Raw genomic sequence first — 12,750 nt, 5'->3', positions numbered from 1 at the left:
CCCTGCACCACATGACGGGCGTATTGATTCGCCGCATTAACATTCGGATAGGCTTTTCTAGTCATAGGTTTGTGAACGGATTCTTTGAGGTTTTCTTGCCTGCGCCAACTAAACGGGCGCGACTGCTGGGATCTAAGCCCAACATACCGCCGAAAGAAGCTAGCTGTTTCATGGCTTCATTCAATGCCGTTAGAGCAGGGTTCTTTACTGGCCCACCGGTTGCACCAACCATCACAACGCCATGTATGGCCACATGCGCCTGAGATTTTCGGGCCGTGGAGTAGGCCACGCAGAACATTTCAAGGTTATGCAGATCAGTGGCACAAAGCACTTGTTGAGCGCAAAGCTCTTTTGCTGCCATGATCCACATCGTTGAGGCGTATTCATCAAACCACTCTGGCGGTGATGCTCCCTTGATCGGCGTGAATGCGGGTTCGTCTTTATTCAGAGCACGTTTACCCGGATTACCCGCCAATTCCTTCCGGGCGGTTGGCTTGGCTCGGCGTCCGGATCGGCCCGGCGCTCCAGCCATAATCCCTCCAGTTTTAATTTCATTTTACGCGGGTAAAAAAATCCAACGAGGCTGGCGGTACGGTAGGACAAGGGCTGTAGAGATTCGATCCCCCCCTCCCATTGATGATATTGATTCTCATTTGCTGTGATAATGCACTGTTGTGGTGCTCACATTGGTGATGTTGATAATCATTATCACTTGCTTGGTTCGTTCTCAACTCTTGGTGTGATCAATGACTGCAACCATTCAGCCGCCTTGCTGTTGTCACCATTCCACAAGGTGAATGACGGGTTGATATACGCCCGCAGCATATCCGCGCAGACCTTGAATGTACGCATGGTATCAGCGGCAAAGCCTCTCGGGTCACCACCCCTACTCCATCCATCCAACTGCTCAAGGCGGAACATGGCATATCTAATATCGCCATCTACATACCGGAGAAACCAGTCAGGAGCATTGGATTTAACAGCTTTAATTCGAAACTCAGCCAGAACCATCAATCTTGGGTGACACCTAATCTCGTCAGCATAAATACATGCGTCTAATGCGCATTCTTCTTTAGTGGTCGGTTCGGGTCTTTCTGATAACATTTTTAATAATCCTCTCAACTGCTGTCTTACTGCGATGGTGTGGCCAGCAAAGTAGTTCAAGGTTGGATGGTTCATCAGTGCCGCCGTGAGCCTTGGGTATGATGTGGTCAACCGTGGTACCCGACACCACCAGACCTTCCCGCAGACACTGTTGGCACAGCCCTTTGTCTCTAGCCTTTATCAGTGGTTTCAACTTATCCCAATTGGCACCATAGCCACGTTCATGCCTGGTCTTACCCTGCTGGTGGTTCTCCCATCCTGTATTCTGATGTTCAGGACAATAACCAGTACTATGTATTGTAGTGTTGCGACACCCATGCTTACGGCATGCTCGGGGGATTCGTGGTGGCATTGTCACTTTCCCTAAATACTGCTGTGATTTTGTAGTGATGGACACTATCCAATGGAAAACCAAAGCCATTCAATTCTCGGAGATCGCTGAAGAAAACGAACCCATCATTTATAGGTAGTTGCCTCTCTTTCGAAAAACCTATTGCAGGTGAGGATTCATAACCCGCATCACTTTTAAGCCAGACTTCTATTTTATAATGCTCAATAATCGCCATACATCCTCACTGTTTTCGCATGGCATTCTGCCGCCAGCTAATAATCTCATCTAGCCGTCCCTTACAAATCCGCAGCTCACGTTTCAAAGCCAGCGCATACAGCCCACTATCGCCCCACGTAGTACCGACGAACTCCGGTACCTCGCATTCAGTTAATGCGGATTCTGGCGGGAACAATATGGGACAGCTAGCGGGTGGACGTGATACCGACTTATTCGCGCAGGATGTTAATGCTAGCGTCAGGCATGCGCTGAATAGCACACTTATCATCTGACGACGCCGCCAGAAACCGCTTGAGCCTTTCGTCACTTTCATTGCGTAGTTTCCTTTCGTTCTCTAGCTGGCGGGTTGTGGCTGTACGGTTAGCGGCATCATTCACCTGATAGACATCAATGATATTGCCCAGCGAAACATTAGTAGCTCGCTCATTCACCAGCTCCGCCTCTGTTTTATCCACCCTGTTTGCGAGGTGATTACGATTCAGGAGCAGAAGAAGGAACGCGGTCGCCATTAACGCCACCAGCGCCGCGCGCCAAGTAGTCATATCTGCAATTCCCGTTTAGCCAGTTCAAACCGCGCCTTACGGTCATTGATACCGTTATTGCCGCCGTTAATTAGCTGGGTGACACGCTGAATATCGTCAGCATATTGACCACACTTGCGGGATTGCCAGAACCAACCAGCAGATCGAGCAGCATTGAGATCAGTTAGTAGCTGGTCAGGATTGCTGATCAAGTCCAGTTTCAGCGCAGTACCACATGCCCGGTAGTTCTCTAACCCTGTAACCTGAATTAAGCCGCGACCGCGATACTTCCACCCATCATCTACAGCTTTATTACCCATGCGGCCTGAATAGACTAAATTGGCGATAGCTCGTTGCCTATTCACAGGCACTGACTTTTCACCTGTCAGGCGACCCAGTGCCGAAGCCTGATCCGCAGACAACCGCTTGCCGAACGTCGCCATCAAACCGTTGACGCTGTAATTGAACGACTCCACCAGCAGCGTGAAACTGGCCGACTCATGGCCCACCTGAGCAATAAACATCGCCTGCTGTACTGGAGTGCTGATATCAAACTCTTTCATTGCCAACGTCATTGGCTGAATCCAACGTGCAGCAAGTTCGGCGCTGATATTAGCCGCCATTCTGAATTGATAAGGGGTCATGGTTTATACCTGAGGTTTAGTGTCGTCAGTGCCGCCAATACGGTTGCCAACAAAACGGAGTGCTAATGCCCGGATCTGCTCAACGCCGATGAAGCCAATTAACCCACCAATGGCTAAGGTCAGCTGTTGTGGTAGGTCGAAATATTCCAGAGCGCTTACCGCGGTCAGTGTTAGCGCACCGCAAGTCAGCCCCTCTAAGAATGTTTTCTTCCACCCACCGCCGGTATAGGCCACCCGTAAAGCGGCCATAACCACTGATAGCAACACGCCCCCCATAGGGACATCACCACGCCACCAAGCGTTTAGGAGTTGAACCCAGTCAGCCCATGTATGCAGTTCGTTATGCATTCTCATACCACCTCCCCAATGGGGAATATTATTCCCGGCATTGTCGGGTATTGTTTTTATGGATTTAGCCCACCAGCGCAGCCACTCATGCGGAGTAATATGTGTGGAGTTGATTGGGTGACTGATGGGCTAAAACGAAAAAACCCCAACTACGTGCGTTGAGGTTAAGTAAGTAATGATCTGATTTCTTCTACTGTCTGATTAAACCGCTCTTCTTCCAGTTCAACCCCGATCCCCACTCTGCCTAGCTTTAAAGCAGCTTTGAGTGTGGCACCCGATCCCAAAAAGAAATCAGCCACCACATCCCCCGGCCTGCTGCTTGACCTGATGATGTGTTCCATCATTTCACTTGGTTTTTCACATGGGTGTTTGCCAGGATAAAAAGCAACAGAAGGAAATGTCCAAACATCGGTATATGGTACATCAGCAGTAACAACGAACGGTCGCCGCAATGATTCATACTCGAGGCTCAACTCTGAATATTGCCGATTCAATGTCTGATATTCTTCTACCAGATCATGATGGGGCTTACTCAATATTCCCTGTTGATGCTTCTCCGCTGCTATACGGCTAAACAGAGTTTGTAACACGGCATATTGCTCGGCATTAGGTAATTGCCACTGGCTTTCGCTAAACCAATGGCTCGACATTTGCCGCCCAGTAGCCTCATTTATGGCCTTAGCTGATACGCCAAGCGATGCTCTGGCCAACCGGAAATAATCAATCAATGGCTTGAAGACATTCTGTTTCAGTGTTTTGCATTTGTCGGCATAAGTGCTGCCCTTGGGCGTGAATGGCCCCGCATAATGCTCTGCAAAGATAATCCGCTCAGTTGCTGGAAAATAAGCCCGCAGATCCTCTTTATGCATGCGCCGCCATGGCCCTGATGGTTTAGCCCAGATAATATGGTTCAGCACATTGAAGCGACCGCGTACCAGAATTTCAGTGTCAGCAGCAAGTCGAGAACCGCAAAACATATAAAGACTGCCGGAGGGTTTCAATACCCGCCAAAACTCCGCAAGCAACTCATCTAACCAGGCAAGATATGCTGATTCACTTTCCCACTGATTATCCCATTTACATGACTTAACCCTGAAATAAGGTGGATCAGTTGCTATCAGGTCAATGCAGTTATCAGGCAGGGTTTTTATGTATTGTAGCGAATCAGCGTTAATAATTTTATTACTGTTTAAATAAACAGTGTTTTTCATAGATCATTCTACCGTTTCTTGGTAGGCTCAGATCCGCTTTGTGCACACAAGCGTTGGGCCCTGGTTCGCCTGTGACTTTGCAAACAGGCGAATGGCAGAAGCAGTGTTACCAGCACTCTTCTGCCGCCCATTCCACAAACAAAAAAGCCCTGACTTATGTCGGGGCTTATCATTTTTGAAGCCGGTTACGGTTCCGGCGTCAACACCTACCAATGTGCTGACCGCATACCTTTCACTGTACTTCTATGGTGGTGGGAAATTCGCCGACGTCGTTTCACGGGTGTTCCACTTGTATCCCCACACATCGGTACCTGCATTCACCACATTCGGCTGAGCACCAACTATTGCTGCAACAATGTCCTGAATAGATTGGGATATGAACCCGTTATTCAGTGACGCTCAGGCGAATGTAGACATAAAAAAACCCCGCCGAAGCGAGGTTATAAATTAAACTAGTAGCAACTTATCAAATATGCTCTAAATATGGCTTACTTTGTTCACTTTTGCAAGCATCATGTCGCCAAATGTTGCTATCTTCCTGACTTGTGATTTACAACACAATTCAAAGAGTCCGCATCCAATGCTTCTACCAGCCTTAATAGCGATTCCCAATGCGGCGCATAGTGCATTGTCCAGTTATTACGCTGAACCCCCACCAATCCTGCTAGTTCTGAATATGAATACTCTTTCCCATGTAGCAAGTGACCTATACCCGCTGATTGCTGCACCGCAAGCCACACAAGGCTTTCTACTCTTCGGCGTACTTTTGTTGTGACTGACTTTTGTAATAGTTGCGGCTGATACTCATTCCATATATAACGGCATATCTCTACCTGGTAATCGAATGTCAGATCGTACGAATAACAATAGCGAATCCATGCAGCCTGATGAGGCTTTAACTTGAATACAGCTCTACGCCATGCACTGGTGCAATAGGTTAGTGGATCTATCGGGGTGATTTGGCTTTTACGGGAGCGGGTTTCTGGGCAATTCATCGGCTCTGTCTCTTGGCAAACTTTCCGGCCATCTACCTCAACACTCCTAATCCGCTGGCGCTTGAACCGTGTAGTTCTCGCGAGTGCCGCACCATCGAACGCCGCTAATTGTCCCTTGCTGTTTCCGCATATATCAGCAAGGGCAACAGACAATACACCTCGAACATACTGGAGATATTGCTGGTTCATTTTTCTACTCCACACATTAAGACCATCAAGCCATTGCCCCGATCGATATAGACCGATCCATAAAATGAAACCACAACACAACCTGGCTACCGTGTTCCGCTTCCCACGTATGCATATCGGCATGCAATGCCTCATGACAAAGACGGCATAAGGGGATGGTGAATAGGTCGTGAGCTTTGGTACCCATACCACCCTGACCGTGACCGATAATGTGATGAGGGTCATCAGCAGAGCTACCGCACCCACAACATTGCTGGGATTTAACCCACTTGAGCCACTTCTTGTTCTCCCAGCGCTGCCGCTTTGGAATACGCATAAAACTGGCCGGTGGCTCATCATCAATTTTCAGCGCCAACACCTTCTTAACCTGTTCTACTTTGGTTTCAATGATTTGTGTCGGGTTTGGCGTCCAAGTAATATCACTCTCCCTCGTTGGCCCTGATTTCATCACTGCTGGTAGCATCCGCAAACTTGCTCGAGCAATTGAGTCGGGGAGCAAGTCGGAAACCTCATTAACGACAGCCCACCAACATAATTCCGGCATAGTGAGCTGGTGGCCCTCCTGAAGCCGAAAATGACTACATACTGTTGAAATTATCCAAGTGATGAGATTGGTGGTCGCCAGCTGATTCAATCGGGGGAGTGTATGCTCTCTCAACTTATTATCATGATGCCAACACAAACGAATAGAACGCTGTCCATAACGCAATATCGTGAGATTTTGAACGTGGGAATCATCCGGATCATGCCATTGGCACGCTTTCAGTTGCTTAACCCATGCCTCCAGCACTCGAGGCCCACCAGCGGCATTAATAACACGCTCATGCTCAAAAAATGGCAGCAAGCGCGGATCATTAGCCAGTTGCTGATCGATTGTTGGTAACCGCCCTGATGGAAGTACTTTAAATTCCTCCGGTTCAGTGGCCACCAGCAAGCGCCCTGATAAATATGGCAGCAGTTCAGCACCTGGCTTCAATATCACAACACCAAGTTCCTGTTGGATAAATGGGGTTAACAATGCCCTCATGCGGCACCTTTCTTTGCAAGATACTCAGCCCATAAGCCACCAACCCATTTAACGCCCTTCGGTGTAAAACGGGATTGGGCGAAGGCATGATTATTGATGGTATTAGTGCCGGTCTTAACCTCAAATCGGCCTAAATCACTATGCTGGTGACGAGGAGTTAATGCGCCGTTCAAGCGGTACATGATGTGCTGATCTAGCAGGAAACAGTTAAATTCATGCTCTTTAGCATTCAGCAACTTTGCAACCTGCCGGAAGGTCATTGAGCCATTGGCCTTAACGTAGCGATCGACAAACTCAACTTTTGGCGCAGCAATAGAAAGCTGATTCTCAAGCTGTTGCTTTTCTTCTGCCAAATTAGCAGCCAAACGCAACGCTTCTGGCAAGGTTTGAGGGATCAGGTTCTGTTCCAACTCTTGCCAGCGATCAACTACTGCAGCGGTGAATTCAGGTGAGAGCCTGGCAACCAATACCAAAGAATCGCGTTTATTGAACCGATACTCAAAATACTGGTTTCCGTTGTGCTCAAAATCGAACTGCGCCAACGGCGCGGTTAAAATACCACCAGCATATAGACGTTCTGCAGAGCGTTTCACATCACCGTGCTTGCTGTTTACCAGCACAGCGATTTCACGACTACTCATAGTCACAACCGATGCGGCAACACCTACGTAATTATTCATATATGTACCTCGCTGATCTGCAGTTCTATTTTTCCGCCTTTGGTCATTGGCATCCATTCCAATACCATCCGTTTAACCTGATTGTCGTCGGCCCACACCCCTGCATGAGTCAAAGCATCAAGAGGGGCTTTCAGATAATTATCCATATCCCTAATACGCTGATCTGGTGGGTAAAAATTGATAGTTACTGCAACATGACCAGTAATCGCCTTTGGCACCCGCCGCAACTGCTCAAGAATGCAGGCCAAAGCCTCAGACCGGAACTGACGACCTTTGACGCTGATAAGATGGCGACCCGCTAGCGGCCCCTTACTCGGGGCACGCCAGTAGCTATTTACTGAGGGGGGGAATGGCAGGGTGAGTTTCAAGCAGTTACCCCGCAATCCGGTACCGGAATAATTTCAGGAATATTTTGCAGCTGGGTTTGTGGTACCAGGCGTTCGGCCTCTCTGCGGATCTGCGCTAAGAATGCCGCGCCAGTGGTCATAAGCTGATCCAGCGAGACATAACTTGTTGCTGGCCCTCGCCACGACTTATCAAATACCGCTATAGCACCCGCAAAAAATGCACCGCTCGGTACCTGCTTATCGTCTGCCGGAATAAACCAGTGTGGGAGGTCGAAACCCACACGTCCGCGAATGAACGCTATATGGTCTGCTTGCTCTGGCCACCAACGCTCTGACGTGGCGACTTTAATCAGGAAAACATAACGGCCACCGGCTTCGCGCATTGCCGCTGTATGCTGCATGATGTGAGTCATACCGGTGATGTATTCACCTTCATACTGTTTAGCGCGGGAATATGGCGGGTTGCCAAATGCAGCACCTTTAAGCTCGCTTACTCGCTCAGCCCAGTTCTGAACCAGTGCGTTATCTTCTGCCGTGTAGTAGTCAGGGCATTTACTGTTTTCACCGTCGGTGAACAAGTCCAGAACCAGAGGGCCGAACATTTGGTTAATACCCCAGAACAACGGATCGGGGGTGCGCCACTGATCGCCAACCTGTTTTAAGAAATGCTCAGGCATAGCTTTTAATGCATTCAAAGATTCAACATATTCTGAGATCTGCGGAATATCGGTTTCTTGTTCATCACTAAGATCACAAGAGAATGGCTCACATGATTCAGTACACGAATCTGTATCCGTTGCATGGCTGCCTATGATTTTCTCTCTCATCTCCTCAGCACTACGCTCTGAAAACATAGTGATAACTTGTTCTAGGGTATTCTTGCCACGATATAAGCGGCGGTCACTACGAGTTTTACGGACTTCGGTAGAATTGACACACTCCATAAACTGTCTGGCCAACTCCGGTTCATCCTTTGCTGCCAATGCAACTTTTTGTATCGACTTCTTGACGCAAAAAACACAGTTCCCTAAATGTTCATCAATAGCTAAATTAAAAGTCCGCGTTGACCAAAAACTCAGAATGTCCACTTTTCCCATATCTGATATATCGGCCAGAAAATTAATTTTTAGCGCACGGTTGTTGATGATTCTTTTGTAAACCAGCTCTCGCTGTTCTTCTGTTGCCAACGGCAGCTTTTCAACAAGTAAGCTTTTCGCCTCATTTTCTCCGGCCATTTCCAGCGCTTCTAGTACATCAAGTCGAAATTCGTTCATCTCCTCCATGGGCATACAGCTATCTTTCAATATGCGATACGCAGATCGGCCAAAGATCCGCTGAGGCTCATCGTCACGAATGCCAATCCACGTTTCAAAACCACCTCGGCCAAACTTCTCTACACAATAATTGTGAGCTAACTCCTGTTTCATTCGAGAAGAGCAGAACGGTGCGCCAATGGAAGGTGCGCCATATTTTTCTAGTACCCCTTTCCATGCATAAAGGTCTGTTTTGAGGTCACTAACATTAATAATCTCTATATTGTTACGCTTGCCCAATTCATCACTGATCCCCATCCTGATACAGGTCAGGTCGATACACCATTCAGCAACTAGACGCTGGATGAACTTATAAGTTTCTGGGTGCTCACCACCAGTGTCCATGAAGATATAACTCACATCCTCACCAGCGGCCCTACGCTGCTCCATCAGGTGAACCAAATAAGCGGAGGTACGGCCACCAGAAAAACTAACCACTTGAGTTGTCATGCTGATGCCTCCCCGTTCACGCGCTGGATGCATTCTTTCCAGATGGCATTCCAGCGAACTACTGCAAAGCTTGCCGACATCTCACGGATGCCTGTTTTGCTAGCCTCTAAGCCAACCTTAATTTCTAACTCACTCCTTTTAACACCTTGACCGGTACCGGAAATGAAGCGCTTATAAGCTGAGTCGCGTTCGGTATTGTCGATAACTGGTGCAATCGCTACTTTCGCCTGACTCCGAATAACAAGTTCATCCCATTTAGCACGGAGTTTACGAGGACTTAAGATATTGGCTGCCCAGAATGAATCTGTGTTAGCCCATTTGAAGAGTTCGCAGATTTCACGATGAGAACGGCCATCTTGTTCATGCATTAAACGGATATCGTTCGACCACTCCACCCAGTTAGGTTCTTTAGCCGTGGCATTCACAACACGGATTTTGGTAAATATCCATTTAGCAGCATCCAAATCCTTAGCTGTTCCCCATGACTTGCCAGACGGGGTGTAGATTACGGCTTCAGGATGAGTTAATAAAAAATCACTTTTTTCTTGGTTGCTGGATTCGCCAGAATTCTGCAATGAAGAGGGTTTATTGATCTGTAAGTTATGATCTGTGTAATGATCTGTATAAAGATAGGATTCGGCGATATTGCCGTTTCCTTGCGGCTTTTCTGCCGAATCTATTTGGCTTCTTTGCCGTTTCAATTCGGCAATACTGCCGTTTCCATTCGGCGATATTGCCGAATCCAGTTCTGACGGGAATAATTTAGCAATTAGCACGTCACCATTAAGGCGATAATGCATTGTCGGTGTCCCATTTACCTTGCGAGTAGCCGTTTCGATAGCATCAGGAAGATAGCTACTGACAAGCTTCTTAACAGCCTTACGAACCTGATCGTCAGTAACACCTCGAATCTCTTCCGCTAGCTGTTCATGCTTCTTGTAAAACCAACCATTATCGAGGCTGGATTCAACCCCAGACCAATGCACCAACTGATTTAAAATCGCTCCCAATAAGTGAGCCTGCGGATCACCCTTGAAAAAATCCAAGTATGGCGAAGGGATGACAATAAAATTCTTCTGCCCAGATAGGGCTTTAACGACATCAAATATCCGGCTCATATCATGGCCTTTGGCGCTGGCAGGGCAAGATAACGGAATGTATCCACAACATAATCAGCCGCGCTGTGGGTGACACATATCCAAAGGCCGGGTATTCTCATCACATAACGAAATGACTCTCTCCCAGTAACAGGCAAGCAACGTAGTTGCAGGGATGAGCGTTTAGCCGCTACAATGTTCATGCGTTAATTACTCCACACGTTTAGTTAATGCACCCGACGCCTCTGTGCCGCACACGGAGGCGTCACCCCTTTTGTAAACAGCCTTTGATAAAATTCTAATCCCCTGAATAACTTGAATTAATTCATCAACACACTGGTCAAACTTAACCTCTTCCAAGTGGTCAATCTCTCCATCAGCAGTGTATTCAATAAATTTCTGATGCAATTCACCGTACTTAGCGCCAAACACTAAGAAGCGTTCGTGCAACTCTTCGTCATGTATTTGATCAATTCGGGGTAATTTGAAAAACAGGCCACCAGCTCGCTTACACATGGCCTCTGTGATATCAGAACGACCCGAAAAGAATTCCATGTCGACGGCCATACCTAATGGCACTACCTGCCCCGCTAACTGCCGGACTCGGTTACGAAGCGCGTTATCAGTGCCATTCTTGGGATCAAGTGTTTTTGCCATGCCCTCATACTTGCCCGGAGTCTGAATAATTAACTGGTGTATCGCGTCGCTAATGTCTGGTTGAGTTGGAAAGTCTTTGTTATCCACAATGTTTCTTCCTATCTGGTGGTTTCGATTAAGACGCAGATTCGTTAGTCTTCTCGTAAAGCTCAGCTTTGAACTGAAGCTTTCCATTTGTCCGATATGCGGCTTCAGCTGCCCGGCCTTTCGGAATTAGCTTTCTTGGACGATTTCGCCACTGATAGACGGCCTCGCTGGTAATCCCAAAAAAAGCGGCTACTTTTTCTGCACTTCCGAAGTATTTTTCAATGTCGTCTGTGGTCATATCGCCTCCATTACTAAGTTAAGTTAGATATTAAATTCTAATCTAACTTAGGTCAATAGAAACTAAGATTACTTAGCTTTATTAAATTCATGGTGATTAGATGGAAACGGTCGGCCAGCGTATAAAATCGTTAAGAAAGGTCACTAAGACCTCCCAGAAAGATTTAGGCAAATTTTGTGGCGTAAGTGACGTTGCGGTTGGTTATTGGGAGAAGGATGTAAACGTACCCAGTGGGGAGTCACTATCTAAACTCGCAAAGTTCTTCAATACGTCTATTGAATACATCCTTTATGGAACAGCGTTTGAAGATAAGCTGATCACCAGAATGCGCCGAGTTCCAGTTATATCCTGGGTGCAAGCGGGGTTGTTTACTGAATCAAATGCAGTGGAAGCCTTTTCTGATACGGATCGGTGGGTAGAGACATCTCTACGTATTTCCGGTAATTCCTTTGCCTTGGAAGTGAAAGGGGATTCCATGACAAACCCTAATGGCGTACCAACCATACCTCAGGGAGCCACGGTCATAGTTGATCCCGACGCGGAAGTACTTAATGGTAAAATCGTCGTTGCCAGGCTCGATGGAACCAATGAAGCCACTATAAAAAAATTAGTTATCGATGGCCCAATGAAGTTTTTAGTTCCCCTTAATCCTCGCTATCCCAATATACCAATCAATGGAAACTGCACCATCATCGGTGTAGTTAAAGGCGTACAGTACGACATATAGCCCTCAGTAAATCCCACTTCAACTCAAATCAAATTAAACTAAGTTTAGTTTGATTTTTGCTTGACCTAAAAACTAAGTTAAGTTAGATTTAATCCATCAACAGCGAACAGGCAGGACGCCCACGTAGTAGCTGCCAGTGGCATAGAAACACCGGATGATTCGCTTACAGGGTTAACAGTGTGGAGTAATTAAGAATGGCTCAAGTCAATAAAAATAGTTACGAAGAGGGATTGGACAATCTCTTTGGTGGTGTAGTGAACAAGCATTTTGCTAATCACTTAATCGAACTATTTCAGCCGACAATATCTCATGTCGTGGCAGAAATGGTGATTGCTGGAAAAAATAAAACAGCAGTGAATGAAGCGGCAAGAGTCACTGCTGAAGCGTTGGTGGTCGGTATGAGGGCGGTTCTGAACAATGCTAGCTTGACCTCGGAGAGCGACCAGCCTCAGCCAGTAACTCTGACGGTGACATCTCCAGAAGGTCTGCAAACACCGCGCTAAAGTGCCTTACAGCAACTAGGAACTCAGCTGGTGAATACTCTTTA

Annotated in this window: 20 protein-coding genes; 2 read left to right on the top strand and 18 right to left on the bottom strand. The window is 47.3% G+C overall.

Annotated features, from left to right (window positions below; all coding sequences use genetic code 11):
• Window positions 1-61: 61 nt before the first annotated feature.
• From ACNSO8_RS07830 to ACNSO8_RS07745, 18 genes are all read right to left on the bottom strand, one after another.
• A complete protein-coding gene (locus ACNSO8_RS07830; RefSeq protein ID WP_418394326.1) occupies window positions 62-532 on the bottom strand; it encodes a phage terminase small subunit P27 family in 471 nt (156 codons plus the stop codon).
• Between the two features lie 176 nt (window positions 533-708).
• Window positions 709-1,179: a hypothetical protein gene (locus tag ACNSO8_RS07825; protein WP_418394327.1), complete on the bottom strand. Its 471-nt coding sequence runs from the start codon at window positions 1,177-1,179 to the stop codon at window positions 709-711.
• Window positions 1,073-1,456, bottom strand: coding sequence for an HNH endonuclease (locus tag ACNSO8_RS07820; protein ID WP_221872887.1), 384 nt, complete (start codon window positions 1,454-1,456; stop codon window positions 1,073-1,075). Before ACNSO8_RS07820 ends, ACNSO8_RS07825 begins: the two co-directional genes overlap by 107 nt.
• The gene (locus tag ACNSO8_RS07815) at window positions 1,425-1,670 is read right to left on the bottom strand and encodes a hypothetical protein (protein ID WP_418394325.1); all 246 of its coding nucleotides are present in this window, start codon (window positions 1,668-1,670) and stop codon (window positions 1,425-1,427) included. The genes ACNSO8_RS07820 and ACNSO8_RS07815 overlap by 32 nt, the downstream gene beginning before the upstream one ends.
• Window positions 1,671-1,676: 6 nt before the next feature.
• Entirely contained in the window at window positions 1,677-1,940 is a 264-nt protein-coding gene (locus tag ACNSO8_RS07810) for a hypothetical protein (RefSeq protein WP_418394324.1), read from the bottom strand.
• Window positions 1,882-2,214: a DUF2570 domain-containing protein gene (locus ACNSO8_RS07805; RefSeq protein ID WP_418394323.1), complete on the bottom strand. Its 333-nt coding sequence runs from the start codon at window positions 2,212-2,214 to the stop codon at window positions 1,882-1,884. The genes ACNSO8_RS07810 and ACNSO8_RS07805 overlap by 59 nt, the downstream gene beginning before the upstream one ends.
• A complete protein-coding gene (locus tag ACNSO8_RS07800; RefSeq protein ID WP_418394322.1) occupies window positions 2,211-2,837 on the bottom strand; it encodes a glycoside hydrolase family 19 protein in 627 nt (208 codons plus the stop codon). The genes ACNSO8_RS07805 and ACNSO8_RS07800 overlap by 4 nt, the downstream gene beginning before the upstream one ends.
• A gap of 3 nt (window positions 2,838-2,840) precedes the next feature.
• Complete coding sequence (locus tag ACNSO8_RS07795) at window positions 2,841-3,191, bottom strand: phage holin, lambda family (RefSeq protein WP_025377658.1); 351 nt, start codon at window positions 3,189-3,191, stop codon at window positions 2,841-2,843.
• A 158-nt stretch (window positions 3,192-3,349) separates the two neighbouring features.
• Window positions 3,350-4,396 (bottom strand): DNA-methyltransferase, encoded by a 1,047-nt coding sequence (locus tag ACNSO8_RS07790; protein ID WP_418394321.1) that lies wholly within the window; start codon window positions 4,394-4,396, stop codon window positions 3,350-3,352.
• Window positions 4,397-4,926: 530 nt separating this feature from the next.
• A complete protein-coding gene (locus ACNSO8_RS07785) occupies window positions 4,927-5,580 on the bottom strand; it encodes a bacteriophage antitermination protein Q (protein ID WP_418394320.1) in 654 nt (217 codons plus the stop codon).
• A 25-nt stretch (window positions 5,581-5,605) separates the two neighbouring features.
• On the bottom strand, window positions 5,606-6,607 hold the full coding sequence (locus ACNSO8_RS07780) for a DUF968 domain-containing protein (RefSeq protein ID WP_418394319.1): 1,002 nt from the start codon (window positions 6,605-6,607) through the stop codon (window positions 5,606-5,608).
• Window positions 6,604-7,287: a phage antirepressor KilAC domain-containing protein gene (locus ACNSO8_RS07775; protein ID WP_418394318.1), complete on the bottom strand. Its 684-nt coding sequence runs from the start codon at window positions 7,285-7,287 to the stop codon at window positions 6,604-6,606. Before ACNSO8_RS07775 ends, ACNSO8_RS07780 begins: the two co-directional genes overlap by 4 nt.
• Complete coding sequence (locus tag ACNSO8_RS07770) at window positions 7,284-7,655, bottom strand: RusA family crossover junction endodeoxyribonuclease (RefSeq protein ID WP_418394317.1); 372 nt, start codon at window positions 7,653-7,655, stop codon at window positions 7,284-7,286. The genes ACNSO8_RS07775 and ACNSO8_RS07770 overlap by 4 nt, the downstream gene beginning before the upstream one ends.
• Window positions 7,652-9,397 carry a phage N-6-adenine-methyltransferase gene (locus tag ACNSO8_RS07765; protein WP_418394316.1) on the bottom strand — a complete coding sequence of 582 codons (1,746 nt, stop codon included), beginning with the start codon at window positions 9,395-9,397 and terminating at the stop codon, window positions 7,652-7,654. The genes ACNSO8_RS07770 and ACNSO8_RS07765 overlap by 4 nt, the downstream gene beginning before the upstream one ends.
• Window positions 9,394-10,515, bottom strand: coding sequence for a replication protein 15 (locus tag ACNSO8_RS07760; RefSeq protein WP_418394315.1), 1,122 nt, complete (start codon window positions 10,513-10,515; stop codon window positions 9,394-9,396). Before ACNSO8_RS07760 ends, ACNSO8_RS07765 begins: the two co-directional genes overlap by 4 nt.
• Window positions 10,512-10,697 (bottom strand): hypothetical protein, encoded by a 186-nt coding sequence (locus ACNSO8_RS07755; protein ID WP_418394314.1) that lies wholly within the window; start codon window positions 10,695-10,697, stop codon window positions 10,512-10,514. The genes ACNSO8_RS07760 and ACNSO8_RS07755 overlap by 4 nt, the downstream gene beginning before the upstream one ends.
• Window positions 10,698-10,704: 7 nt before the next feature.
• Window positions 10,705-11,238: a YmfL family putative regulatory protein gene (locus ACNSO8_RS07750; protein WP_050323426.1), complete on the bottom strand. Its 534-nt coding sequence runs from the start codon at window positions 11,236-11,238 to the stop codon at window positions 10,705-10,707.
• A 28-nt stretch (window positions 11,239-11,266) separates the two neighbouring features.
• Complete coding sequence (locus tag ACNSO8_RS07745) at window positions 11,267-11,476, bottom strand: Cro/CI family transcriptional regulator (RefSeq protein ID WP_145567478.1); 210 nt, start codon at window positions 11,474-11,476, stop codon at window positions 11,267-11,269.
• Window positions 11,477-11,576: 100 nt separating this feature from the next.
• Between ACNSO8_RS07745 and ACNSO8_RS07740 the strand changes: the two genes are divergently transcribed.
• Window positions 11,577-12,203, top strand: a complete 627-nt coding sequence (locus ACNSO8_RS07740; protein WP_418394313.1) for a LexA family protein — start codon at window positions 11,577-11,579, stop codon at window positions 12,201-12,203.
• A gap of 194 nt (window positions 12,204-12,397) precedes the next feature.
• Complete coding sequence (locus ACNSO8_RS07735; RefSeq protein WP_418394312.1) at window positions 12,398-12,706, top strand: hypothetical protein; 309 nt, start codon at window positions 12,398-12,400, stop codon at window positions 12,704-12,706.
• Window positions 12,707-12,750 lie beyond the last annotated feature (44 nt).

The sequence above is a fragment of the Yersinia sp. LJYL362 genome (assembly GCF_048323875.1).
Note: the sequence above shows the minus strand (reverse complement) of the source record. Positions and strands in the feature narration are given on the sequence as shown.